Origin of the sequence: Bacillus sp. CH140a_4T (genome assembly GCF_008923725.1) — a bacterium.
Taxonomy (GTDB): domain Bacteria; phylum Bacillota; class Bacilli; order Bacillales; family Bacillaceae_G; genus Bacillus_A.
The window spans coordinates 118101-141144 of the sequence record NZ_WBPF01000006.1 but is presented as its reverse complement, the minus strand read 5'-3'; the positions used below and the strand labels follow the sequence as shown (position 1 = coordinate 141144).

25 protein-coding genes and 1 pseudogene are annotated in these 23044 nt (G+C 36.7%); 16 read left to right on the top strand and 10 right to left on the bottom strand.

Annotation, left to right across the window (positions count from 1 at the left end; all coding sequences use genetic code 11):
• Positions 1-123 precede the first annotated feature (123 nt).
• From F8162_RS07145 to F8162_RS07135, 3 genes are all read left to right on the top strand, one after another.
• On the top strand, positions 124-1422 hold the full coding sequence (locus F8162_RS07145) for a bifunctional O-acetylhomoserine aminocarboxypropyltransferase/cysteine synthase (protein WP_151630129.1): 1299 nt from the start codon (positions 124-126) through the stop codon (positions 1420-1422).
• Complete coding sequence (gene metA / locus F8162_RS07140; RefSeq protein WP_151630130.1) at positions 1406-2311, top strand: homoserine O-acetyltransferase MetA; 906 nt, start codon at positions 1406-1408, stop codon at positions 2309-2311. Before F8162_RS07145 ends, metA begins: the two co-directional genes overlap by 17 nt.
• A gap of 141 nt (positions 2312-2452) precedes the next feature.
• Positions 2453-3748 carry a homoserine dehydrogenase gene (locus F8162_RS07135; protein ID WP_151630131.1) on the top strand — a complete coding sequence of 432 codons (1296 nt, stop codon included), beginning with the start codon at positions 2453-2455 and terminating at the stop codon, positions 3746-3748.
• A 30-nt stretch (positions 3749-3778) separates the two neighbouring features.
• Here the strand turns inward: F8162_RS07135 and F8162_RS07130 are convergent, their stop codons facing one another.
• Complete coding sequence (locus F8162_RS07130; RefSeq protein ID WP_151630132.1) at positions 3779-4405, bottom strand: YczE/YyaS/YitT family protein; 627 nt, start codon at positions 4403-4405, stop codon at positions 3779-3781.
• A 98-nt stretch (positions 4406-4503) separates the two neighbouring features.
• On the opposite strand from F8162_RS07130, the gene F8162_RS07125 reads away from it, so the two are divergent.
• From F8162_RS07125 to F8162_RS07105, 5 genes are read left to right on the top strand one after another with little or no spacing between them, the layout of a single operon-like run.
• On the top strand, positions 4504-5481 hold the full coding sequence (locus F8162_RS07125) for a LacI family DNA-binding transcriptional regulator (protein ID WP_151630133.1): 978 nt from the start codon (positions 4504-4506) through the stop codon (positions 5479-5481).
• Positions 5482-5491: 10 nt separating this feature from the next.
• Entirely contained in the window at positions 5492-6373 is an 882-nt protein-coding gene (locus F8162_RS07120) for an SGNH/GDSL hydrolase family protein (RefSeq protein WP_151630134.1), read from the top strand.
• The gene (locus F8162_RS07115) at positions 6370-7287 is read left to right on the top strand and encodes an ABC transporter ATP-binding protein (RefSeq protein WP_151630135.1); all 918 of its coding nucleotides are present in this window, start codon (positions 6370-6372) and stop codon (positions 7285-7287) included. The genes F8162_RS07120 and F8162_RS07115 overlap by 4 nt, the downstream gene beginning before the upstream one ends.
• On the top strand, positions 7280-8272 hold the full coding sequence (locus F8162_RS07110; RefSeq protein WP_151630136.1) for an ABC transporter permease subunit: 993 nt from the start codon (positions 7280-7282) through the stop codon (positions 8270-8272). Before F8162_RS07115 ends, F8162_RS07110 begins: the two co-directional genes overlap by 8 nt.
• 19 nt (positions 8273-8291) lie before the next feature.
• Positions 8292-8969: a uracil-DNA glycosylase gene (locus F8162_RS07105; protein ID WP_151630137.1), complete on the top strand. Its 678-nt coding sequence runs from the start codon at positions 8292-8294 to the stop codon at positions 8967-8969.
• A 191-nt stretch (positions 8970-9160) separates the two neighbouring features.
• Here the strand turns inward: F8162_RS07105 and F8162_RS07095 are convergent, their stop codons facing one another.
• The 3 genes from F8162_RS07095 to F8162_RS07085 all read right to left on the bottom strand — a co-directional run bounded on the left by F8162_RS07095 (position 9161) and on the right by F8162_RS07085 (position 12007).
• Positions 9161-9454: a DUF3817 domain-containing protein gene (locus F8162_RS07095; protein ID WP_000953390.1), complete on the bottom strand. Its 294-nt coding sequence runs from the start codon at positions 9452-9454 to the stop codon at positions 9161-9163.
• 211 nt (positions 9455-9665) lie between these two features.
• Positions 9666-10487 (bottom strand): Cof-type HAD-IIB family hydrolase, encoded by an 822-nt coding sequence (locus tag F8162_RS07090; RefSeq protein ID WP_151630138.1) that lies wholly within the window; start codon positions 10485-10487, stop codon positions 9666-9668.
• A gap of 236 nt (positions 10488-10723) precedes the next feature.
• Positions 10724-12007 carry a purine/pyrimidine permease gene (locus tag F8162_RS07085; protein ID WP_151630139.1) on the bottom strand — a complete coding sequence of 428 codons (1284 nt, stop codon included), beginning with the start codon at positions 12005-12007 and terminating at the stop codon, positions 10724-10726.
• 175 nt (positions 12008-12182) lie between these two features.
• On the opposite strand from F8162_RS07085, the pseudogene F8162_RS07080 reads away from it, so the two are divergent.
• From F8162_RS07080 to F8162_RS07070, 3 genes and pseudogenes are all read left to right on the top strand, one after another.
• Positions 12183-12482, top strand: a pseudogene (locus F8162_RS07080) (cation:proton antiporter regulatory subunit); the annotation flags it as partial.
• 6 nt (positions 12483-12488) lie between these two features.
• Positions 12489-12776 carry a YwdI family protein gene (locus tag F8162_RS07075; RefSeq protein ID WP_151630140.1) on the top strand — a complete coding sequence of 96 codons (288 nt, stop codon included), beginning with the start codon at positions 12489-12491 and terminating at the stop codon, positions 12774-12776.
• Between the two features lie 64 nt (positions 12777-12840).
• Entirely contained in the window at positions 12841-13209 is a 369-nt protein-coding gene (locus F8162_RS07070; RefSeq protein ID WP_144614839.1) for a DUF423 domain-containing protein, read from the top strand.
• Between the two features lie 30 nt (positions 13210-13239).
• Here F8162_RS07070 and gerQ read toward each other — a convergent pair whose 3' ends face one another.
• From gerQ to hemQ, 4 genes are all read right to left on the bottom strand, one after another.
• Positions 13240-13668, bottom strand: a complete 429-nt coding sequence (gerQ, locus tag F8162_RS07065) for a spore coat protein GerQ (RefSeq protein ID WP_151630141.1) — start codon at positions 13666-13668, stop codon at positions 13240-13242.
• Positions 13669-13695: 27 nt separating this feature from the next.
• Positions 13696-14118 carry a cell wall hydrolase CwlJ gene (gene cwlJ / locus F8162_RS07060; protein WP_063223928.1) on the bottom strand — a complete coding sequence of 141 codons (423 nt, stop codon included), beginning with the start codon at positions 14116-14118 and terminating at the stop codon, positions 13696-13698.
• Between the two features lie 175 nt (positions 14119-14293).
• Complete coding sequence (locus F8162_RS07055; protein ID WP_192797611.1) at positions 14294-15571, bottom strand: serine hydrolase; 1278 nt, start codon at positions 15569-15571, stop codon at positions 14294-14296.
• 195 nt (positions 15572-15766) lie between these two features.
• Positions 15767-16510, bottom strand: coding sequence for a hydrogen peroxide-dependent heme synthase (gene hemQ, locus F8162_RS07050; RefSeq protein WP_001287595.1), 744 nt, complete (start codon positions 16508-16510; stop codon positions 15767-15769).
• A 280-nt stretch (positions 16511-16790) separates the two neighbouring features.
• Between hemQ and pta the strand changes: the two genes are divergently transcribed.
• Positions 16791-17762 carry a phosphate acetyltransferase gene (gene pta, locus F8162_RS07045; protein WP_151630143.1) on the top strand — a complete coding sequence of 324 codons (972 nt, stop codon included), beginning with the start codon at positions 16791-16793 and terminating at the stop codon, positions 17760-17762.
• A 48-nt stretch (positions 17763-17810) separates the two neighbouring features.
• Here the strand turns inward: pta and F8162_RS07040 are convergent, their stop codons facing one another.
• Positions 17811-18656 carry a biotin/lipoate A/B protein ligase family protein gene (locus F8162_RS07040; RefSeq protein ID WP_046955490.1) on the bottom strand — a complete coding sequence of 282 codons (846 nt, stop codon included), beginning with the start codon at positions 18654-18656 and terminating at the stop codon, positions 17811-17813.
• 175 nt (positions 18657-18831) lie between these two features.
• Between F8162_RS07040 and F8162_RS07035 the strand changes: the two genes are divergently transcribed.
• On the top strand, positions 18832-19422 hold the full coding sequence (locus tag F8162_RS07035; RefSeq protein ID WP_151630144.1) for a lipoprotein BA_5634 family protein: 591 nt from the start codon (positions 18832-18834) through the stop codon (positions 19420-19422).
• Between the two features lie 28 nt (positions 19423-19450).
• On the opposite strand, the gene F8162_RS07030 is transcribed toward F8162_RS07035, so the two are convergent.
• Positions 19451-20143, bottom strand: a complete 693-nt coding sequence (locus F8162_RS07030) for an RsfA family transcriptional regulator (protein ID WP_151630145.1) — start codon at positions 20141-20143, stop codon at positions 19451-19453.
• A gap of 285 nt (positions 20144-20428) precedes the next feature.
• On the opposite strand from F8162_RS07030, the gene F8162_RS07025 reads away from it, so the two are divergent.
• The 3 genes from F8162_RS07025 to F8162_RS07015 all read left to right on the top strand — a co-directional run bounded on the left by F8162_RS07025 (position 20429) and on the right by F8162_RS07015 (position 23041).
• Complete coding sequence (locus F8162_RS07025) at positions 20429-20653, top strand: DUF1450 domain-containing protein (RefSeq protein ID WP_073517724.1); 225 nt, start codon at positions 20429-20431, stop codon at positions 20651-20653.
• A gap of 319 nt (positions 20654-20972) precedes the next feature.
• Positions 20973-22028, top strand: a complete 1056-nt coding sequence (locus F8162_RS07020) for a FecCD family ABC transporter permease (RefSeq protein WP_151630146.1) — start codon at positions 20973-20975, stop codon at positions 22026-22028.
• Entirely contained in the window at positions 22025-23041 is a 1017-nt protein-coding gene (locus F8162_RS07015) for a FecCD family ABC transporter permease (protein ID WP_071757839.1), read from the top strand. Before F8162_RS07020 ends, F8162_RS07015 begins: the two co-directional genes overlap by 4 nt.
• Positions 23042-23044: the final 3 nt, after the last annotated feature.

Genomic DNA, 23044 nt, shown 5'->3' with positions numbered 1-23044 from the left:
TAGGTGGGGGATCAACTGCCCATAAAAGTCCGATTGGTTCAACTAATAATCAGTGGGGGATGAAGAAAACCCCCACTGATTAAAGTTTCACTTTATTTTGTATAAAAGAAAGGAGAATGAGAGATGGGAGAATCATGGGGAAAAGGAACAATTTGTGTGCAAGGTGGTTATACACCAAAGAATGGTGAACCGCGTGTTTTGCCACTTTATCAAAGTACAACGTATAAATACGATACTTCGGATGATTTAGCAGCGCTATTTAATTTAGAGGCAGAAGGATATATATATACGCGTATTGGAAATCCTACTTTAGCTGCATTTGAGCAAAAGTTAGCGGATTTAGAAGGTGGTGTAGGAGCTGTTGCAACGGCTTCTGGGCAGGCTGCTATTATGCTTGCCGTTTTAAATATTTGTAGTAGCGGAGACCACTTGCTTTGTTCTTCCACAGTTTACGGTGGGACGTTTAATTTATTTGGAGTGAGTTTGCGTAAGCTTGGTATCGATGTTACGTTCTTTAATCCGAATTTAACTGCTGATGAAATTGTGGCCCTTGCTAATGATAAGACGAAACTCGTTTATGCAGAATCGCTAGGAAATCCGGCGATGAACGTTTTAAATTTCAAAGAGTTTTCAGATGCAGCGAAAGAGCTAGAAGTACCTTTTGTCGTGGATAATACATTAGCAACTCCTTATTTATGCCAAGCATTTGAACACGGAGCAAATATTATCGTTCATTCTACGACGAAATATATTGATGGTCATGCAAGCTCTTTGGGCGGTATTGTCATTGACGGAGGGAACTTCGATTGGACAAATGGGAAATATCCTGAACTTGTTGAACCGGATCCAAGTTATCACGGCGTAAGTTACGTTCAAAATTTTGGTGCAGCAGCTTATATTGTGAAGGCACGTGTTCAATTATTAAGAGACTACGGAAACTGTATGAGCCCATTCAATGCATATATTAGCAATATCGGATTAGAAACACTGCATTTACGAATGGAGCGTCATAGTGAAAATGCTCTCGCAGTTGCTAAGTGGCTTGCTAACCATGAACGTATTGAATGGGTGAATTATCCGGGATTAGATAGTAATGAAAATTATTCGTTAGCACAAAAGTATTTGAAAAAAGGTGCTAGTGGAGTTTTAACATTCGGCATTAAGGGAGGATTAGAAGCAGCGAAAGAATTTATCGCAAATGTAAAACTAGCAACCCTCGTAACGCATGTAGCTGATGCACGAACTTGCGTTATACATCCTGCTAGTACAACGCATAGACAATTGAGTGCTGAAGATCAACGTTTAGCTGGCGTTACATCGGATTTAATTCGTTTATCGGTTGGTATAGAAGATGTTTCTGATATTATTGCAGATTTAGAAGCAGCGCTAGTCGGAGGCAAAGAACATGCCGATCATAATTGATAAAGATTTACCAGCTCGCAAAGTGTTGCAGGAGGAAAATATTTTTGTAATGACGAAGGAGCGAGCAGAAACACAAGATATCCGTGCATTGAAAATTGCTATATTAAATTTAATGCCTACGAAGCAAGAAACAGAAGCGCAGTTACTTCGTTTAATTGGCAACACCCCGTTGCAATTAGATGTTCATTTACTTCATATGGAATCACATTTGTCTCGTAATGTAGCACAGGAACATTTAACGAGCTTCTATAAAACATTCCGTGATATTGAGAATGAGAAATTTGATGGACTTATTATTACAGGAGCACCAGTTGAAACTCTTTCTTTTGAAGAGGTAGATTATTGGGAAGAGCTTAAACGTATTATGGATTATTCAAAAACGAATGTAACATCTACGCTTCATATTTGCTGGGGGGCACAGGCTGGTTTGTATCATCATTATGGCGTTCCAAAGTATCCTCTTAAGGAAAAAATGTTCGGTGTATTTGAACATGAAGTCCGTGAGCAACATGTGAAATTGTTACAAGGATTTGATGAATTGTTTTTCGCCCCGCATTCTCGTCATACAGAAGTACGAGAGATTGATATTAGAGAGGTGACAGAGTTAACATTATTAGCAAACTCTGAGGAAGCCGGTGTGCACCTTGTTATTGGGCAAGAAGGAAGACAAGTGTTTGCGCTCGGGCATAGTGAATATAGTTGTGATACGTTAAAGCAAGAATACGAACGAGATCGTGACAAAGGGTTAAATATTGATGTGCCGAAAAATTACTTTAAGCATAATAATCCAAATGAGAAACCGCTTGTAAGGTGGAGGAGCCATGGGAATCTATTATTCTCTAATTGGCTGAATTATTACGTGTATCAAGAAACCCCTTATGTATTATAAAAGAAGATTGTGTAACACGTGGCAACGTTTTCTTTGTAGTGATTACCTTATATTTTTCCGAATGTTCAAAAAACATTGTTTTTCAGATTTTTTACTCATATAATTTCATCTAAACACAATTTTTGAGGGGTGGACAGTATTATGAAAGAAATTCAAGTTGGTTTATTAGGTCTTGGGACAGTTGGTAGCGGTGTAGTTCGTATCATTACAGATCATCAAGAGCGACTTATACACCAAGTAGGTTGTCCTGTAAAAGTAACGAAAGTACTCGTACAAAATATTGAAAAAGAGAGAGAGGTAGAGGTACCTTCTACTCTATTAACACAAAATGCAAATGAAATTTTAGATAATCCAAATATTGATGTTGTCATCGAAGTAATGGGTGGCATTGATGATGCAAAAGCATATATTTTGCAAGCTTTACAAAGCGGGAAGCATGTTGTGACTGCCAATAAAGATTTAATGGCGTTACATGGGGCGGAACTGTTAGCGGTAGCAAAAGATAATAAAGCCGATCTGTTTTATGAAGCAAGTGTAGCCGGAGGGATTCCGATTTTACGAAGTATCGTAGAAGGACTTTCTTCAGACCTTATTACGAAAGTAATGGGAATTGTAAATGGAACGACAAATTTTATTTTGACGAAAATGTCAGATGAAGGGAGAGCATATAACGACGTGTTAAAAGAAGCCCAACAACTTGGATTTGCAGAAGCAGATCCAACATCAGATGTAGAAGGTTTAGATGCAGCAAGAAAAATGACGATTTTGGCTACTCTTGGTTTCTCTACAAATGTAGAGCTTGGAGATGTGAAGGTAAAAGGAATTACTTCTATTACAGAAGAAGATATTGAATACAGTAAGAGTTTAGGATACACGATTAAATTAATCGGTCTTGCGAAGCGAGATGGTGAAAAATTAGAGGTTACGGTTGAACCGACACTACTTCCGAATACACATCCTCTTGCGGCCGTACAAAACGAATATAACGCTGTATATGTGTATGGGGAAGCAGTTGGAGAAACGATGTTTTATGGGCCAGGTGCAGGAAGTTTACCGACAGCAACAGCTGTTGTTTCAGATTTAGTAGCTGTCATGCAAAATATTCGATTAGGTGTAAACGGAAATAGTGCGGTATCCCCGCAGTATAAAAAGGTATTAAAAGAGCCAGACGAAATTGTTGTGAAGAAATTTTTAAGACTTCATGTAAAAGATGAAATTGGTGTATTTGCAAAAATTACTTCGTTATTCTCTGAGCGTGGTGTTAGCTTTGAAAAGATTATTCAAATGCCGCTTGAAGAGAAAGGGAAGGCTGAAATTGTAATTGTAACGCATCGTGCGTCTCTTGCTGATTACGAGTACATTCTACATACATTGCAATCGTATGAAGAAATAGATTGTTTGAAAGCAAACTATCGAATTGAAGGGGATGCTAAGTAGTATCTCTTATCATAAAGCAGAAAGAGCCAATTAAGCAGCTTGCTTAATTGGCTCTTTTCTATTTAAAATCTTCGTGCCAACTTGAATGAATGCTTGGATAATCCAGCCTGTTGTAAAGGATAAAATGATTGTTCCAAAATAGATAGGTCCATCTAATAGGAAGCTTAATGTTAAAAATAAAAACGCTAACGAAATTTCTGTTCTTCTAAATGTCCATTTCTTTTTCTCGGCAACGGTTAAAACGAAAGCTTCTTGAGGTGCTGCGCAAAGGTTTGTAGAGACGTAAAGACCAATCCCAGCTCCAACGAATAGATTTCCGCAAATAAGTGTTATATATTTTGGAAGAGAGCGGATAGCGTCCATAATAGTTGGAATGGAACCGATCCAATCAACAAAAAGAGAAATAAGAACCATCGTTACAATTGTACCGATCGTAATTTGTTTTTTATTCCAAAAGAGTACGATAAGAGTAAAAGCAAAGTTAATCATGAAAATCCAAAAACCGATACTTATCCCGAAATTTTGATATAGTGCAATAAAGAAGGAATCATAAGGGCTAAGTCCAAAGGAAGTAATTGTCGTCATCATATTAATACCGATGGCGAGAGTGAGTAGACCGCCAATGAAAAATATATATTCTAATTTGAATCGAAGCATAGTTGTATATCCTTTCAAAATGTATTTGCTAGGAAAGGATATATTGTGGAAAGCTTACCAGGTCAAGGGAGAATTTTTGCAGAGAAGGGGAAAATGAGATGACAAATATAAGAAAGATTGCTGAACTTGCTGGGGTATCTGTTTCAACTGTTTCACGTGTACTGAATAATCATCCATATGTGAATGAACAGAAACGAAAAGAAATTTTAGCAATTATCGAAGAATTAAATTATACGCAAAATGTAAATGCAATTCATTTAGTGAAAGGAAAAACGAATGTCATTGGCGTGTTATTACCGCACGTAAATGATCAATATTATAGTGCTATTATCGAGGGAATATCAAAGGAAACAGCAAAAAATAATTATAATATGATGCTTTGTCAGACGAATTATAGTGAAGAAAGAGAATTAGAAATTTTGAATATGTTAAAAATGAAAAAGCTTGATGGGGTTATTATATGTTCCCGGGCAAATAGTAAGGAAAAGCTTGAAGAATATACGAAATTTGGTCCAATTGTTATGTGTGAAGAAATAGACTCGAATTTCATTTCGAGTGTGCATATTGATTACTATAAAGTGTTTTCACGCGGGATGAAGTGCTTAATAGATGCCGGTCATACAAGTATTGGGTATTGCATTGGAAGAAGTGATAGTATTAATAGTCAGAGAAGAAAACAAGCATATGAGGATTCGCTTCAACAGATTGCTGTAACACCGATAGAGGCCTGGAAGTTTAAGGGCTGTTTTACGGTGGAAGATGGGCGTAATGTAATCAGGGAATGGGCCTGTATGTCAGTGAAACCAACTGCGTTTCTTGTATCTTGCAACCATATTGCAGCGGGAATGGTAACGGAAGCAAAAAAACAAGGAATTCGTATTCCAGAAGATATTACGATTATCGGTTGTGATGATCAAGATGTCGCAGATATTTTAGGCATTACGACGATTTCGTATTGTAGTAAAAATGTTGGCGTGAAGGCATTTGAATTATTATATGAAAAGATTAGTGATGAGAAAATAGATGTAAAGCACGTAGAGTTATTGCCAGAATTAGTACATAGAGAAACAACATAATAGATAAGGTGTGAAAATCGCTTTTCAAAATGGCGTTTGGTATAATTATGGACAATCTATGAGGGCTAAAAGGGGTTTTAATATGAGATCAAAAGTAGTAAAAATAATTCTACTCATTACAATTGCATCTTTCTGTTTATTTGCATATGGCTTTGTTTCAGGTGTAAATGATGTTTTAAATCCGAAAGCTTCAAATTTAATTAAAAAGACCGATGTAGTGGCAAAAGAGAAAAAGAAAACGGGAACGTTACAAATCGTTAGTTTAGGTGATTCATTAACACGCGGTGTTGGTGATAAAGAAGGAATTGGCTACATTGGACGAATGAAAGAAGATTTGCAAAAAGATTATAAGCAAAAGGTTGCTTTAACGAACTTAGCTGTTAGTGGTGCAAAAATGCCGGATTTATTAAAACAAATGGAGAGTAGTGGCGCTCAATATTCAATTAAGCAAGCGGATATAATCGTTTTAACGATTGGAGGGAATGATTTATTTCCAGGTTGGGAATCGCTTGGAAAGATAGATTTAGAAACATACCGTCCTGATACAGAAACATTCCAGAATGAAGCGAAGAAAATTATAGAAGAAATTCGTAAGATAAATGCAGATAGCCCTATTTTTTGGTTAGGTTTATATAATCCTTTTGAAGATGTAGAAGATTTAAAAGGGTCTTCAAACATTGTTGTAGATTGGAATGCATCTTTAGAAAAATTAGCGTTAAATAATAAAAATGTGTATATTACACCGACATTTGATTTATTCCAAAACCGAGGGAAAGATTTATTATACTCCGATCATTTCCATCCGAATGAAGTAGGGTATACATATATGGCGGATCGATTAGTTCAAAATGTTGCGAGTAAATTAAAACTAGAACAAGGAGGGGTAAAATGACGACGATACTTTCCGTACGAGACGTGAAGAAGGTAATTGGAAAGAAGACAATTGTAGAGAATATTTCTTTCGATGTAAAACAAGGAGAAGTATTTGGCTTCCTAGGACCGAATGGCGCTGGAAAAACAACTACTATTCGAATGTTAGTTGGATTGATTAAAGAAACAGAAGGTACGATTTCTATTGGTGGTTATTCTATTAAGGAAAATTTCAGAGAAGCGATGCGTCAAATTGGGAGTATCGTTGAAAACCCAGAACTATATACATATTTAACGGGATGGGAAAATTTAAAACAATTTGCCCGTATGTTAGGTAGTATATCAGATGAACGTATTATTGAAATTGCTCAAATGGTTCATTTGGATGAAAGAATTCACGATAAAGTAAAAACATACTCACTCGGTATGAAACAGCGTCTTGGAATCGCACAGGCGCTTCTTGGAAATCCAAAATTGCTCATATTAGATGAGCCGACAAATGGTTTAGACCCAGCTGGAATTAGAGAACTTAGGGAATTTATACATAAGCTTGTGAAAGAAGAAAATATGAGTGTGTTTATTTCAAGTCACTTGCTAAGCGAAGTACAAATGATATGCGATCGTGTGGCGATTATTCATAAAGGCAAAATGATAACAGTTGCTAAGGTTGAAGAGTTAATTAAAACAGCAAGTGATCGCGTGGAATGGATTGTTACGCCGATTGGTAAGGCAAAAGCTATGCTAGAAGATGCTGAGGAAGTAAGAGAAGTGAGTATAGAAGGTGAGCGATTACTATGCCGCATGGATATTGCATCTATAAGTAGTTGGAATAAAAACTTTGTAGAAAATGAAATAGATGTACATAGCGTTAAGGAGCTTGTATTTACGCTAGAAGATTTATTTATTGAACTCACAAGGGGTGAGCAGCATGCGTGAATTTGCGAATCTAGTTTTAAATGAATCAGAAAAGATTTACCGCAAGAAACGTATTTTTGTTGTTATGCTTATTTTAGCAATCTTGATCCCGCTTTTTGTGTACGCGCAGTATCGTGAAATAGAAACGACACAAAAAAGACTAGGTACAACGGATTGGAAAGTTTCGCTGCAACAACAAATTGTTGATTCTCAAAACCGCTTGAACAACTCTAGATTACCAGAAGAATGGCGCGATTGGTTAAAGGTAAGAGTGGAGCAACAACAATATTATTTAGATCATGATATTAACCCAATGGCACCGGGCGCACCAACTTTTGTAAGGGCGTTTATTGAGCAAGGAATTACATTATTTATTCCACTTCTCGTAATGATTGTCGCTATTGATATTGTTTCAGGAGAACGAAGTGATGGAACGATGAAGATGTTACTTACGCGGCCGATTCGGCGCTGGAAAATACTCCTTAGTAAATACGTGACGATGTTATTTTTCATTTCACTCATACTGCTTCTTGTCGGTCTGTTTGCTTACGTATTATCAGGGCTTGTATTTGGATACTCGGGATGGAATTTACCTGTTTTAACAGGTTTTGTTATCGATAAGGAAACGTTAAATACGAATTTTGTACATCTTATTCCGCAGTGGCAATATGTATTAATGGCGTATGGACTAGCTTGGTTTGTTGCTATCGTTGTCGGAACTATATCATTTATGGTTTCTGTTTTAATTCGAAATACACCAGCTGGTATGGGCGTTATGTTAGCCGCGTTAATCGCAGGTGGCATTTTAAGCTCATTCGCAACGTCTTGGGAAGGTGCGAAATATATTTTTAGTGTGAATTTATCATTAACAGATTATCTATCAGGAAAATTACCTGCATTACAAGGGTTATCGATGGGATTTTCTTTAATGAATTTAACTGTTTGGGCAGTTGTGTCCCTGATTATTTCGTTTGTAGTATTTACAAAGCAGGATATGGTGAATTAATTGGACGGGAAGTGAGAGCGTGAAAAATGTTTTGAAAAATGATTGGGGGCCATTATTGGCACCAGAATTTGAGAAAGAATATTATCGCAAGCTGGCTGATTTTTTGAAAGAAGAGTACAGTACACATGTTGTTTATCCAAAGGTAGAAGATATTTTTAGCGCTCTAGCGTATACAAGTTATGAAAATACAAAGGTCGTTATTTTAGGCCAAGATCCATATCATGGACCGCATCAAGCACATGGTTTGAGCTTTTCGGTACAACCTGGTATTAAAACGCCACCGTCATTGCTAAATATGTATAAAGAACTTCGAGATGAATATGGTTATGAAATCCCGAATAACGGTTATTTAGTAAATTGGGCAGAGCAAGGAGTTTTATTATTAAATACTGTATTAACAGTTCGACAAGGTGAAGCAAATTCTCACAAAGGAAAAGGATGGGAGCATTTCACAGATCGTGTAATTGAGCTATTAAATGAACGTGAAAAACCGGTTATTTTCATATTGTGGGGACGTCATGCACAGGCGAAGAAAAAGTTAATTACGAATACAAATCATCATATTATCGAGTCCGTACACCCGAGTCCATTATCGGCAAGACGTGGCTTCTTTGGGAGTAAGCCATACTCTAAGGTAAATACGATATTAGCTAATATGGGCGAAAGAGAAATTGATTGGGAAATTCCAAATTTGTAAAGTGAAACTTTAATCAGTGGGGGTTTTGTTCATCCCCCACTGGTGATTAGCCTTCACCAATCGGGCTTTTATGGGTAGTTAAACTCGCACCTAGCTCCTTTGCCCTAGCCGAATTTTGAGGTGGGAGTTTTACTGCCCGTTAATGCGGGGTAAATAAAAAAGGTAGTTAACAGTCGTTAACTACCTTTTTACTATTGTTGTTCGTTCTTTAATTTTGCATCTAGTACAAACGTACCGAATGGGATAACTGATGAAACGAATGCCCCAAGTGCCCATAAAATTGATTTACGGTGTACGATTGTTACTTGAATTACTGCAAAGATGAATAGAATAAATAAAACACCATGAGCCATGCCTGTAATTTTAACGGCTGTTGCAAATCCTGCAAAATATTTTAATGGCATTGCTACAAATAATAGTAATAGGAAAGAAATCCCCTCAATTAAGCCAATTGCTCTTAATCGTCCGATTGGTGTAGATAACATGTAAAGTAGCCTCCTTTAACGTATGCTTGTATATAGTAAATTTGTATTCTTTTTCAAAATAAAATAGTCTATTTTGTTTCATTATATACAAAAAGAAAGTTTGCACTACGAGAATAGTGCAAAGTTCAAAATATAGTCACAAAAGCAGGACAATTTAAATAAAAACCTATTTGAAGTGTTTGACTTCAAATAGGTTTTGTGAATGAAAATATTAAACAAGTACTTCGTTTTTTAGTACAAATTTCTCTACAACTTTTGCAACGCCATCGTTCATATTTGTATCTGTTACGTAGTTGGCAATTTCCTTAATATCATCTGGTGCATTGCCCATTGCAACACCAAGACCAGCAAATTCAATCATCGCTTGGTCATTATAGCTATCGCCCATTGCGATAACTTCTTCACGCTTAATGCCAAGTTTTTGAATCAGTTGGTTTAAGCTCGTTCCTTTTGTAACACCGGCTTCAGTAAATTCTAAGAAGAATGGCTTAGAACGCATAACGCTTAATTGGCCTTCTAGCTGTTTTTGTAGTTTCTTTTCTACTACAATAAGTCGTTCAGCTTCTTTATTCATTAATACTTTTACTACAGGCTCTTTAACAGCAGTTTTAAAGTCATCTACTACAACAATTGGCATACCAGTAATATCGCCCTCAATTTCAGTATAAGGATTATTTTCTTCTGTTACGATATCATCGCCAATATAAGTATGAATCCATACATCTTCAGTTTTACTAATTTCAAATAGGTTGTGAACGATTTCAGGAGATAGCGTACTACTAAAGATTTCTTCGTTTGTTTTACAGTTAATAATTTTTGCGCCATTAAAAGATAGAATGAAACTGCCGTATTCTTCTAAACGGAGTTCTTTCGCTACATTGCGCATACCAAACGTTGGACGTCCAGAAGCAAGTACAACTTTTACACCTTGCTCTTGTGCAGTCATTAGAGCCTCTTTCGTACGAGGTGAGATAGTATGGTCGTCACGTAATAAAGTATCATCTAAATCTAAAACAATCATTTTATAAGTCATATTGAAAATTCCTCTCTTTGTTGAAATAGAAATAAAGTTTTATGAAGATATTGGGGAATATATAGTAAGACATCGAACTTCTTCATGTGAAGTTAGGAAAAGTTCTATATTGTTAGTATAAATTACCATGAGCATGTTGCCCATGATAATTTATACCGCTAACGCCTGATTAGCCTTCACTTTATCATTATCGTAACAACTCTAAAGATAGAGTGCAATAATGGAAGTTTTCCAATTTACGATGGTTGTTTTTCTATAGAACGAGAAAATAGTATTTCGAGCAAAATTGCCATTACAGATCCAAGAACGAGACCGTTACTTAAAAACGATGCTAAAAATGGTGGGAGCGTAGAAAATGCCCCTGCTGGAACAAACATAACCCCGACTCCTGTAAAGATTGAAAGACCCGCTACTTTAAATAATCGTTCTTTATTCTGTACTGTTTCGTATTCGCGAAAGGCAAGACCAATCATGCTTGCAAATACAGGGTAAATGGCAGCATATCCGACTGCGACAGGTATCGCCGCGAAGAATGAAGTAATCTTTGGGAATATACTAACGAAAATAATAAAGCTTGACCCTAGCATAAATGGGAGTCGTTTATAAATATTAGTCGTTGCAATAAATCCTGCTGATCCAGAAATCGCGACAGGTCCAATAGCTGAAAAAAGGCCGCCTAGCAATTGATTTATTCCTGTTATAATGCCGGCTTGTTTGAAACGATCTGGTGCTGCATTCTTTTCATACTTAGAGACAATCCTTTGCACAACGCGAATACTTGCTAACATATTTGTTAGAAGTAATAGTGTAACGAAAACTACCGTAATTGCCATGTTCCATTCAATACGAGGCATTCCGAAAACAAATAGAGACGGAAAACGGATTATATCTGTCACAGGCGTTACTGGATTAGATAATCCGAAGCATGCGAATAATATCCAGCCGCAGACGATACTGAAAAGAACGGAATATTGCCCAATAATAGGTAGCTTCATGATGAAAAAGGATAGTAAAATAACAATGAGTGAAAGAATAAATACGTCAGCTTGTACTTCTGTATGTTGTCCGTCAAGGCCGAACATCCCCTTTAAGAAGGACCCGCTAAGTTGCGCGACAAGAAGAAATAAATATGTTCCAATGACTGTCGGTGTGAAATAGCGAACTAGTTTATCGATGAGTCCAAAAACACTAAGAATAATACAAATGATTCCGCTTAATAGGAAAGCGTATTGAAGGACTTTAAGTGTTTCATTGCTGGATCCAAATAATACGACACCTAAACTTGCATAAAGGGAGAAAATGCCCCACCAAAGGCCTGCAGGACCTTCTTGAATAGGAAGTTTATGTCCAAATATAGCTTGCAGTAGGCCAGCAAAGCCAAGAACAAATAATGTTCTTTGTACGAATGCAATAGCTTCAGCACCATCGAGGCCATAACTAGTTGCGACGCTAATTGGTACAATAAGGCTCCCAGCTAAAATAAATAGCGCCCATTGTAAGGCGGAAAGAAATGTTTTCATTATATCAACCTCTTTCATAGATTCCGTATCTAGTATATATGTATTTCATTTCTACTGGCAAAGATTGTAGATAGAGAAAAGAGTTGAAACACGATATGAATGCACGTAAGCAATTATGGATAGCAGTTATATGTATGACCTTTGTTGTAATTCTAGGAACGTTAGGATTTATGACGAAGGTATTGAGAATCCGCTAACAGTTCATTATATTGATACAGTATTGTATGGTGTGGAGCAGTCATTTGTAATCGAAGAAATTGCAGTCGGCGAGGGCTTTATTTTAGCTAGTAAATCGTTACTAGAGATTGATGTGAGAAATCAATTTGATGTAACAATTTTAGCGATTTTGAGAAATGGGAATGTTATACATAATCCAACGGGGCAGGAAAAACTAAAAGAACATGATATGATAATAGTATTTGGTTCAGTAGAGAAGCTGGGACAATTTGAGAAAGAACTACAAAGTAAGGGGTGAAAAGGAATGCAAATATCGAGTGATAAAATTTTAAATAAAATGGCAAATGAAATTGCAAAGGCAAAAAGCAGCGAAGGGCAAAAATCAAAAGAGCATGTATTAGTTGTGCGTGCTTTATGTGATTTACTATTAGATGAGCAGGTTGAATCTTCTGCGTATAAAGAGCCGCAAATTCAATCACAAATAATTGGATCACAGCCTATAACAACAGTTCAACCAGTTATGCCAGTTTCTGGTGAACCTGTGTATATAAAAGAAGAAGGTGCAAACGGTAATTCATTATTTGATTTTTAAGGATTAAATCGTTTGGCTTATATGAAAAAATTGCTTATGATAAAGGTAAAAAAGGGGAATTAAGATGAAAATTTTCTTTTTACTAGGTTGTATTGCGGCAGGACTAGCTGTTGCTTTAGGGGCTTTTGGAGCACACGGTTTAGAAAATAAAGTTTCTGCAAAAATGTTAGAAGTTTGGAAAACAGGCGTTACATATCAAATGTTTCATGCAGGTGGACTATTCGTAGTTGCTTTATTGATGGATAAAATTCAATCATCACTTTTAACTACTGCTGGCTGGCTTATGGTAGCTGGAATTATTATGTTTTCAGGCAGTTTGTATGCATTAAGTACGACAGGTATTAAATTCTTTGGCCCAATTACACCTCTTGGTGGTGTAGCGTTTATTGTGGCATGGATCTTAGTCGGAACTGCAGTTGTAAAAGGGTTATAAAAAACAAAAGCTGGCATATGCCAGCTTTTTTTATGGTCTTGGAGCATAAGTTGCTTGTTGACTAGGTAAATACGTAATTTCTTCTGGGAATTCCACATAATCTAAGTAAATCATTAATAGTAAATAACGTTTCCCTGATTGCGGCTCACTAATTACGATATGGTCACGGCCAGCTGCTTCGATAATACCTGTATAAGATTGTGTACCGAGCGAACTGCCACGCTCATAAGTCATTACAACCGTAGCTTGCTTACCCTTGTTTAAACGAAGGATATTTTCAATATAGGATTGTTCTAGAGGTAACATGCCTTGAGATATTGCATATTGAGCTTGAGCTGCTTGTTGTTGCATTGCTTGCTGTTGTTGTTGCTGCTGTTGCGTCATTTGTTGCGGTTGTACATAAGTTCCAGATGGTTGATAAAAACCTGTTCCATAGTACGGATTTTGTTGCTGTGCCATTCAAAAATCCCTCCTCATTTTCATTCCTTAATATACGCTTGGACAGTCTCCGGCAGATGGCTGGAAGAAGCAGTGCTTTTTGAAGCGACCAGAGTTTTGTTGATTATACCAAGTTGGCGGACAAGGGCCTTCCGGTCTAAAAAACCATAAGGAAAAGTTGGCGGGCCAAAAACGTTGTCCTTGAATCGTTCGCCTTGCTAATGCGATATCTTGTTCTCTTGCACGCTGATAAAAATACCCTTTTTGCGTTGCCTCAAAACCGCCAGGATTTTGATAAACCATTTGACGTAAATTACGTATTTTTTTAAAATCTAAACAATTTCCGCGGACACGATTTACCCCTACGTTTCCGACCATTAACATTCCTTGTTGTCCTTCTCCTTCGGCTTCAGCACGCATCAGTCTAGCTAATAACTTTACATCTTCTTCGTTATAAGCAATAACACCCATTATGTGTCACCTCTCTTTTTGGAATACCTTGTGGAAAGAGGTTTATTTCTAGATGAAGTGTGTAACGATTACTAGTTCATACGTATGAGAAAAAGGACTCAGATATGACAACCAAACGAAGTTTTACATGGAGAGAGGAAAATAAAAAAAGCTAGCGTGAGCTAGCTTTTCATCATTAAAATACTTTAGACCATAAGTTTGAGAAGAAATCTCCGATAGAGCGCATTGTTAATACGAACCAATTTGCCTTTTCAACTTCTTTTGTCGTTTTTGCAGTAACTTTCATACTTTTACTACCGTCTAAGAAACCATATTTATCAGTTGATTCTAAAGTAATTGAGCCTACTTTGGCATCTTTCTTAATAGGAGCAACTAAATGTCCATCTTCAGCAAGGGATTTATCTACTTCAGTCCCGATTTTATAAGGATCTTTGCTACCTTTTTTCGCAATTACTGTTATTTCTTTTTCCGGTGTAACAGTGACTTGATCTTCTTTTCCTTTTACTACAGAGATTGTATTGTTTTTATCAACCGTTAGCTTTTGTTTTTCGAAGTTATTAAATCCGTATTCAATTAATTCGCGAGATTCAGTGAAACGCTCGTCCATTGATTTTGTTTTTATAATTACTGAAATAAGACGTAAGTCGCCACGTTTAGCAGTAATAGTGAATCCGTATCCAGCAGTATCAGAACTACCAGTTTTTAAACCATCTGTTCCTTCATAAGAGAAAGCCGCACCTGGCAACATCCAGTTCCAGTTTTCCATACGAATTGGTTTCGGATGATTATCTGGGAAGTTTCTAAATCTTTGTTTTGTATCCTCTAGCATTTTTGGATACTTTGTAATCATTGCTTTTGAAAGCATACCCATATCGCGAGCTGACATAGAATTTTCTCCATTCGGATCAGTTCCTTCAGGATGTTTTCCTTTTAAGTCAGCGTTATTTAACCCAGTAGCGTTTACAAATTTATATTTCTTTAATCCTAGTTTTTTTGCATGTTCATTTGCCATATTTAAGAAGTTTTTCTCACTTCCTGCAAGAAGTTCTGCTAAGGCAATACTAGATCCGTTTGCAGAGAAGATAACGATAGAATGATATAGTTCTCTTACAGTATATTGACGTCCCTTTTCGAATGGAACGTTAGAGAATTCATTATTACGTGAAACTTCATAGGCGTAATCAGAAATGTTTACCTTTGTATCCCAAGTCATTTTTCCTTCTTTAATTGCTTCTAACACGGCATAAACAACAATTAATTTTGACATACTAGCGATAGCTAGTAATTCATCTGGATTTTGTTCATGCAGTATTTTTCCTGTATCTGCATCAAATAGAAGTGCAGCAGCTGCCTCAATGTTTATTTTTTCTTCTGCATGGGATGTTGTTACTCCTAAGGAAGAAATTGACAATAGAAACGCTAGTAAAATAGACAAGATTTTCTTCATATACATTATCACCTTCGCATCGTTATTAGCATGTAGCTCGTACCATTTTAGCATAAATTTGGATATAGAAAGGTTACAATTTTGTAAGGTATTTGAAAGGGATTTGTCGATTTTTGTTCAAATTTGCGTAGAAAAGAAGTTTTTTGAGGAGAAATATAGAGGGTAATAAAAAAAGGAACGAATTTCGTTCCTTTTTATGATCTATATGTGTAAAAATTTCTCTACCTTTTCGTCTGGTAAAATGTTTCCAACGAAAAATGTTCCGAATTCACCATAACGAGCACTTACTTCATCGAAACGCATTTCATATATAAGTTTTTTAAATTGAAGAACATCGTCAGCAAATAATGTTACGCCCCACTCAAAATCGTCGAATCCAACAGATCCTGAAATAACTTGGCGTACTTTACCTGCGTACTGGCGACCGATTTTACTATGACTGTACATCATTTTTTTACGTTCTTCCATAGGAAGCATGTACCAGTTGTCATCACCTTGGCGACGCTTATCCATTGGGTAGAAGCAAATGTGATTTGCTTTTGGTAGTTCTGGATATAAGCGAGCTAAGATTTGTGGATTTTGGTATGGATCTTCATCAGCTGGAAGGTAGTTGCTTAGTTCAACAACAGATACGTAAGAGTATGCAGGAACCATATATTCAGCTAATGTTGTTTTATTCAATTCTGTCTCAATTTCATTTAACTCTTCCATTGTTGGACGTAAAATCATAAGCATAATATCAGCTTTTTGGCCAACAACTGTATACATTGCATGACTGCCTTTTTTTGCAGTAGCTACTTCGTTCCATTTTTCAACGACATTTAAAAATTCAGACACAGCTTGTCCGCGTTCGTCGCTAGATAATGTTTTCCATGCAGCCCAATCAATAGAACGTAAATCATGTAAACAATACCAGCCATCTAACGTTGTTGTTGCTTCACTCATTCTATTCACCTCAGTTAATGATAGTTTTACACGTTAACTATAGCATATATAGTTTTAAAATTATCTATATAAAGCCTTGGCGCATAAAATTGTCACATTTAAATTTACTTGAAGATAGGAGGAGATAAGGCTTAAAGGAGAATTATTTCTATGCTGAATTTTATGAAAATATAATCATTTTCATTTTATCTATTTTTTGGGAGCTATAAGTTTAAAATATAGAGGAAAAGCAGTATTCTTAAAGATAGAGTTTTTTTAACATATGTAGGAGGGTTTATTCGTGAGCAACTTATTTACAACAGTAAAAGAAAAAGTTCAAGGAAAAGGCATTTCTATCGTACTTCCTGAAGGAACTGATGAAAGAATTTTAGGCGCTGCAGAGCGTTTAGCAAAAGAAGAGTTAGTAAAACCAATCTTAGTTGGTAATAAAGAAGAAATTAGCGCAAAAGCTGCTAGCATGAATTTAACATTAGCAGGCGTTGATATTTATGACCCAGCTACATACGAAGAAATGGATGCAATGGTAGCATCTTTCGTTGAACGCCGTAAAGGTAAAGCAACTGAAGAAGACGCTCGCAAAATCCTTAAAGACGAAAACTACTTCGGTACAATGCTTGTATACATGGGCAAAGCACACGGTTTAGTAAGTGGCGCAGCTCACTCTACAGCTGATACAGTTCGTCCAGCACTTCAAATCATCAAAACAAAACCAGGCGTTACAAAAACTTCTGGCGTATTCATCATGGTACGTGAAGAAGAGAAATATGTATTCGCTGATTGTGCAATTAACATTGCACCAAACAGCCAAGATTTAGCTGAAATTGGTATCGAGAGTGCGAAAACTGCTGAACTATTCGGTATGGATCCACGTGTTGCTATGTTAAGCTTCTCTACAAAAGGTTCTGCGAAATCTCCAGAAACAGAAAAAGTTGTAGAAGCAACTCGTATTGCAAAAGAAATGGCACCTGAATTAACTTTAGATGGAGAATTCCAATTCGACGCTGCATTCGTACCATCTGTAGCTGAGAAAAAAGCTCCAGGTTCTACAATTAAAGGTGATGCTAATGTATTCGTATTCCCAAGCTTAGAAGCTGGTAATATCGGTTACAAAATCGCTCAACGTTTAGGTAACTTCGAAGCAGTAGGACCAATCTTACAAGGTTTAAACATGCCTGTAAATGACCTATCTCGTGGATGTAACGAAGAAGAAGTGTATAAGTTAGCTTTAATTACAGCAGCTCAAGCACTTTAATTCTATAATGAATTGAAATAAAGACCGTCGCTATTATAGCGACGGTCTTTATTTTTCTAAGCCAAGTGCTTTATTATTACGATCAATAATACGTTGTAAATTCGTCTCATATAAAGGTATTTCATCTATTGTTAATTGAGATGGTGTTAACTTTGGAGCGAATTGCTGCAGTGTTTTTAAAAGGCGCATCATTAAATCTTGTACTGTAATGGTTTCGCCAAGTAATTCTGAAAGTGAAGCCATCGTACTCGGTACAATTTCAGGATACGTAAAGCGTGTTTCTTCTCCTTGAATGGCTAGGTTGTAGAAATCACGAACGAGTGCGGCACGCTCAGAGCCACTTCCTGTAGCGCAGAGATAAATTTGGACAGCGACACCACCGCGAATACGGCGCTGTGAAATGCCAGCAAATTTTTGGTTGCGAATACTTAAGTCATAGCTACCAGGACAGTAAGAACCAACAATTTCTTTTGCCTCGATCGTAACATCGTAATCGTTTAACATTTCCTTAATTAAATGCCACATTGTATCGTATCCAAGATCAATATCGATACCTTTTTCTGTCTCTTGGAATAAAAGTGATACGTTTAAAACACCTTCATCAAGTACGACTGCAAGTCCACCGGAATTACGAACGATAACATTGAAGTTGTTTTCTTGTAAAAAGGAAATACCTTCTTCCAAGTGTGGTAGGCGTGAATCTTGAATGCCAAGAACAATTGTATTGTGATGAACCCAAGAACGCATTGTTGCAGCTGATTGACCATTTCCAATGCTTGTGCACAGTGTGTCATCCATTGCGAATGACTGCAATGCATGGAATGTTGGTCCCAAACTAGACTGATCTACAATACGCCACTCTGGCTGAGATAAAATGGAACGGGAATTGCTCATATAACTAACCCCTTATCTTTAAAATGACAATCTCTATTATAGCAAAAAATAATGAAATTAGTTTTTAAGAGGGAACCTTACTGAATTGTAAGGTTGTTGTAAGGAAAGTGAATTGGTTAAACGAGCTACGATAGTTAAACTAAGAGATGTAATTATGATTTTAGGAGGAATACAAATGAAAAAAGTGAAATTAGGACTCGTAGCGATTATGTCAGCTGCTGTATTTAGTGGTTGTTCTATTATGGATATGATTGCACCACAAGCAACAGGCGTTGTTATGTATGGAGATGAAACAGGCGTTCAAAAAACAATGGATCAATATAAAGATAAAATTGAATCTCAAAATAAATTTGAAGTAAAACTAGGTACTGTTAATGAGAAAAAGGTTTTAATTATGGATAAAACAACAGCTGAAAAGATGGTAAAAGAAAACATGCTGAAAAAAGTAGTGAAAGAAGATGTAGAACCTATTAAAGCATTGCCGGCTATTTCTGATGAAGCTGGAATCGTATTTGCTAAAGAGGAACAAAAAGATGTAGTAATTGATGGAAAGAAAATGAAGTATGAAGGTAATGTAGTGATTGGTGATGCGCGTAAATATACAGATATGTATGCGGTCGTTAGTGATACGGAATATGCAAAAATAAGTGAACCGGTAAAAACAATTGGTTTAGCAGCTTTTAAAGAGAATCCAAAGGAAAAGATTTTCCCAGATATAAAGAAAGGTTCTAACGTAGAAGAAGCACATATGGTGGAAGTGAAATAATAAAAAGGATGCATGTCATGCATCCTTTTTATTCTGCAATTTTTTCTAAATTACCGTTTCGATCCATTCGGAAAGATGTTTGAGAACGTTCTTCGTCATCCATGACTGCCAACTTACGAGCGCGGTTCATAATGTTCATAAGTGTTTCGTAATCTTCTTGTACAGTATGAGATTGTTGTTCTAATTTTTCTAGTTTCTTTTCTAGTTCTTCATTTCGAAGGATTTGTGATTTAATTTCTTGTTTCAATCTCGTATTCTCGTTTTCAAGAGCTGTCACTTTTATATTTGAAGATCCGACTGTTTGTAAAAAATAAATAACATCTTGCATGGTCATAGAGCCCTTTGCAGCAGGAACAGTAGATTCTTGATATGGAATAGCTTCTTTATATGGTACAGTTGTTTCTTCTTGTACGAATTCTTCATAATCAGTTATCGCATCTGAAGCTGGTGGTGTATAAAGTAAACGTTTTTTCGCTTGTTCACCGCTTGCAGCACGCATTTTATCTTTACGATGTTTTTTTGCTAGTTGAAGAGCTTGTTCATAACTATAGCGAACAACAGCATTCCAGCGGAAACCACAGGCAGCCGATGTACGATTTAACCTGTCTCCTACTTCCTCAAATGCATTTAATTGCGTACTTCCTTCTCGAACGTGACGAAGTACAGTTTCAGCAAGTAATAAATCATCCTCATCCGTCCAAGCATCTTGTCTTACTTTCATAGATTCAACTCCCTTTCTTTTTATGAACTTCCTATTTTTATAATGGGCAAAAAAATGAGCTTTTATACAAAGCTTTTAAAAATATGGTAGATTTCGATGAAAGGTGAAAATTTTGCTATGAATGATGAGAACTTCTGTAGGAGAGCATATAAAATATGTAGCATTATATGAAGGAAGAGCCTTTTAGGGAAACTTGCAACGAGCTTCAAAGAGCGGTAAAATACCATTTAGTGTTTACTTTTAAATGTACTTGAGAAAAGTTTGAAATAGAGGAAGTGTTATATAATGGGAAACGAATTTCGTGTGTGCGATGATTGTCAGGCAACGAACGTTAAAACGTTAATTCCAAAGTTAAAAAAAGTAGATTCATGTGCAAAGATTGAAGTTGCATGTCAGTCTTACTGTGGTCCTGGTCGTAAAAAATCATTCGCATTTGTAAATAACCGTCCAGTTGCGGCGCCAACAGAAGATGAATTAATTGTAAAAATTGAAGCAAAGTTAAATAAGTAAGAACAAGAAGAGTGAACAGATTACTCTTCTTTTTTTATGCCCATAAGAGGGAAGATTTATTCTTTGGAAGCTTAACGAGTGATGGCTTAATAGTTAGTGACAGATAGATATCACCTACTCATTAAGGTTTAAGTCTATATGAATTTGTATTTCAAAATAATAGTTGACAGTCTTTGGAAGCGATAGGTAGAATAGAAGTGTCTGATTCTGAGAATCATTATCAGGAAAAGGTCGATTTAGCTAATTTTTTTATTACTATTTGAGAATAAATTTCATTTCATTAAATTAAATATATGTTGTTGGTTAGGATGGTTGAGGGATGGAAGCGAGCGTAAGGAATATAGGACAACAAGAAGAGAATGTGAAAGAGATTAAGAGTAGACCGCTCATTGCTTCTATTATTTTAGTGGCAGGTACCATTTTGTTAGCTTTAAGCATGGCATTGTCTATTTCGTTTGGTGCTGCAGATATTAGTCTAAAGACTGTATGGCAAGCTTTGTTTCAGTTTGACGGTTCTATTACGCATCATAACGTAATTCAAGAACTTCGCATGCCTAGAGCAATAGGGGGCGTAGTTGCAGGTGCCTTTTTAGCAGTATCAGGGGCAATTATGCAAGGCATGACGCGAAATCCACTTGCTTCGCCATCATTAATGGGGATTACAGATGGAGCTGTATTTGGAATTGCAATTATGTATGCATTCTTCCCTAATTCACCTTATTTAATGTTCGTTATCGCATCTTTTATTGGGGCTGCGTTTGGGGCGAGCATTGTATATGGGATTGGATCTTCTTCACCAGGTGGATTAACACCTGTGAAATTAGCTTTAGCAGGTGCAGCAATTAGTGCTTTATTAGGGGCTATTTCATCTGGAATTGCGCTGTATTTCAATCTTGCCCAAGAGGTGAGTATGTGGAATGCAGGCGGAGTTGCTGGCGTGAAATGGGAAAGTATTAATATGTTAGTACCGATTGGGCTTGTTTGTCTCTTTATTGCAATTATGATGTCAAGGTATATTACAATTTTAAGCTTCGGTGAAGAAATTGCGATTGGACTTGGTCAAAATACGACATTAATTAAATTTATCGGAACAGTACTTGTTCTTGTGTTAACAGGTTCTGCAGTTTCTATGGCAGGATCAGTTGGATTTGTTGGACTTGTAATCCCGCATATGACTCGTTTCCTTGTAGGCTCAGACTATAGATGGGTTATTCCATGTTCTGCGGTCTTAGGCGGGCTGTTAATTGAATGTGCAGATATGTTATCTCGCGTTATTAATCCGCCGTTTGAAACGCCAATTGGAGCAATTACAGCGCTAATTGGGGTTCCATTCTTCCTCTACTTAGCACGTAACGAAGGGAGAGGAAAGATGTGAGGACAAGTGTCTTAACAAAAAAGAACGTTTCTATTTTAACAATTTTAGTAGGATTAATCGTTACTGTATTTTTAGTGAGTTTAAATACAGGGACATTTAAAATCCCGCCAATGGACGTATTAAAGTCATTGGTTGGACTTGGGGCTGAAGATCAGTCTGTTATTTTATTTGAATTCCGTATGCCACGTATGGTTATTGCTATATTAGTTGGGTCTGCTTTAGCTATGTCAGGGGCGATTTTGCAAGGATTATCGCGAAATCCACTTGCTGATCCAGGTATTATCGGTATTAACGCTGGAGCGGGATTAACAGTCGTTATTTTCGTCTACTTTTTCTTCGGAAAAGTTGGGACTGGTACATTTTTATCTGTATTTATCCTTCCATTCTTCGCGTTAGTTGGAGCGATACTAGCAGCGGTTATCATTTATTTACTAGCATGGAAAGACGGCGTTTCATCAACACGATTAATACTTGTCGGTATCGCTGTTGCAGCCGGATTTGGTGCTGTTAGTTTAATTTTTTCTATGAAGATGACATCTAACGATTTCCGTTTTGCGACAATTTGGTTAGCAGGAAGTCTATGGGGCACAGATTGGAAGTTCGTACTAAGTGTACTTCCATGGATGGTTATTTTCTTGCCGCTTGCTATTAGTAAGGCCCACATATTAAATGTAATGAACCTAGGCGACTCCACAGCTGTTGGCCTTGGTGTAAATGTAGAAAAAGAAAGACGTAAATTATTATTTATTGCAGTGTGTTTAGCTGGTGCATCTGTCGCTGTTGCTGGAGGAATTGGTTTTATCGGGTTAATGGCTCCGCATTTAGCGAGGCGCCTTGTTGGTGGTAAACATCAAATTATGCTGCCTACTGCTGCACTAATAGGGACGTTTTTACTTTTATTCGCAGACGTAATTTCAAGAAGCGTGTTAACCACTTCAGAAATACCGGTCGGTCTAGTTATTTCTGTAATTGGTGCACCGTATTTTATATACTTACTTATGAGGACAAAATAAAGG

Coding starts and splice junctions, on each gene's coding strand:
- F8162_RS07055 (WP_192797611.1), bottom strand. CDS start 15,571: ATGTATATGAAGAAAATCTTGTCTATTTTACTAGCGTTTCTATTGTCA.
- F8162_RS07090 (WP_151630138.1), bottom strand. CDS start 10,487: ATGACTTATAAAATGATTGTTTTAGATTTAGATGATACTTTATTACGT.
- F8162_RS07075 (WP_151630140.1), top strand. CDS start 12,489: ATGCAAATATCGAGTGATAAAATTTTAAATAAAATGGCAAATGAAATT.
- F8162_RS07145 (WP_151630129.1), top strand. CDS start 124: ATGGGAGAATCATGGGGAAAAGGAACAATTTGTGTGCAAGGTGGTTAT.
- F8162_RS07125 (WP_151630133.1), top strand. CDS start 4,504: ATGACAAATATAAGAAAGATTGCTGAACTTGCTGGGGTATCTGTTTCA.
- hemQ (WP_001287595.1), bottom strand. CDS start 16,510: ATGAGTGAAGCAACAACAACGTTAGATGGCTGGTATTGTTTACATGAT.
- F8162_RS07130 (WP_151630132.1), bottom strand. CDS start 4,405: ATGCTTCGATTCAAATTAGAATATATATTTTTCATTGGCGGTCTACTC.
- F8162_RS07025 (WP_073517724.1), top strand. CDS start 20,429: ATGGGAAACGAATTTCGTGTGTGCGATGATTGTCAGGCAACGAACGTT.
- F8162_RS07030 (WP_151630145.1), bottom strand. CDS start 20,143: ATGAAAGTAAGACAAGATGCTTGGACGGATGAGGATGATTTATTACTT.
- F8162_RS07070 (WP_144614839.1), top strand. CDS start 12,841: ATGAAAATTTTCTTTTTACTAGGTTGTATTGCGGCAGGACTAGCTGTT.
- F8162_RS07020 (WP_151630146.1), top strand. CDS start 20,973: ATGGAAGCGAGCGTAAGGAATATAGGACAACAAGAAGAGAATGTGAAA.
- F8162_RS07035 (WP_151630144.1), top strand. CDS start 18,832: ATGAAAAAAGTGAAATTAGGACTCGTAGCGATTATGTCAGCTGCTGTA.
- metA (WP_151630130.1), top strand. CDS start 1,406: ATGCCGATCATAATTGATAAAGATTTACCAGCTCGCAAAGTGTTGCAG.
- gerQ (WP_151630141.1), bottom strand. CDS start 13,668: ATGGCACAGCAACAAAATCCGTACTATGGAACAGGTTTTTATCAACCA.
- F8162_RS07115 (WP_151630135.1), top strand. CDS start 6,370: ATGACGACGATACTTTCCGTACGAGACGTGAAGAAGGTAATTGGAAAG.
- F8162_RS07095 (WP_000953390.1), bottom strand. CDS start 9,454: ATGTTATCTACACCAATCGGACGATTAAGAGCAATTGGCTTAATTGAG.
- F8162_RS07135 (WP_151630131.1), top strand. CDS start 2,453: ATGAAAGAAATTCAAGTTGGTTTATTAGGTCTTGGGACAGTTGGTAGC.
- F8162_RS07040 (WP_046955490.1), bottom strand. CDS start 18,656: ATGAGCAATTCCCGTTCCATTTTATCTCAGCCAGAGTGGCGTATTGTA.
- F8162_RS07110 (WP_151630136.1), top strand. CDS start 7,280: ATGCGTGAATTTGCGAATCTAGTTTTAAATGAATCAGAAAAGATTTAC.
- cwlJ (WP_063223928.1), bottom strand. CDS start 14,118: ATGGGTGTTATTGCTTATAACGAAGAAGATGTAAAGTTATTAGCTAGA.
- F8162_RS07085 (WP_151630139.1), bottom strand. CDS start 12,007: ATGAAAACATTTCTTTCCGCCTTACAATGGGCGCTATTTATTTTAGCT.